General features: G+C 68.3%; 1 protein-coding gene. It reads left to right on the top strand.

All coding sequences use genetic code 11. The annotated features are described in order from the left end of the window. Positions 1-442 (top strand): AMP-binding protein (locus tag HR086_RS47570; protein WP_174468978.1); only part of this gene is annotated, 442 nt, incomplete at both ends.

Here is a 442-nt window from a genome sequence, read left to right as displayed (position 1 = left end):
ATGACCTCGCCTACGTCATGTTCACCTCCGGCTCCACCGGTGAGCCCAAGGGTGTCTGCGTCCCTCACCGAGGCGTCACCCGCCTCGTCTCTTCTTCCTTCATCTCCTTCGCCGCTTCCGACGTCTGGCTCCACGCAGCCCCCGTCGCCTTCGACGCCTCCACCCTCGAAATCTGGGGCGCTCTCCTCCACGGCTCCAAGCTCGTCCTCGCTCCTCCTCATGCCCTGTCCCTCGAGGAGTTGGGCTCTCTGCTTGTCCGCGAGGGCATCACCTCCCTCTGGCTCACCGCCGCTCTCTTCGAGCAGATGGTGGCGACTCAGCCCGTCGCGCTGGCTGGTGTCCGCCAGGTCCTCGCCGGTGGCGACGTCCTGCCGCCTTCTCGCGTCCGCGAGCACCTCTCGCGGCTGCCCCCGGGCCACGTCCTCGTCAACGGCTACGGCCC

This window comes from Myxococcus sp. CA039A (genome assembly GCF_013336645.1).
GTDB lineage: Bacteria > Myxococcota > Myxococcia > Myxococcales > Myxococcaceae > Myxococcus > Myxococcus llanfairpwllgwyngyllgogerychwyrndrobwllllantysiliogogogochensis.
Note: the sequence above shows the minus strand (reverse complement) of the source record. Positions and strands in the feature narration are given on the sequence as shown.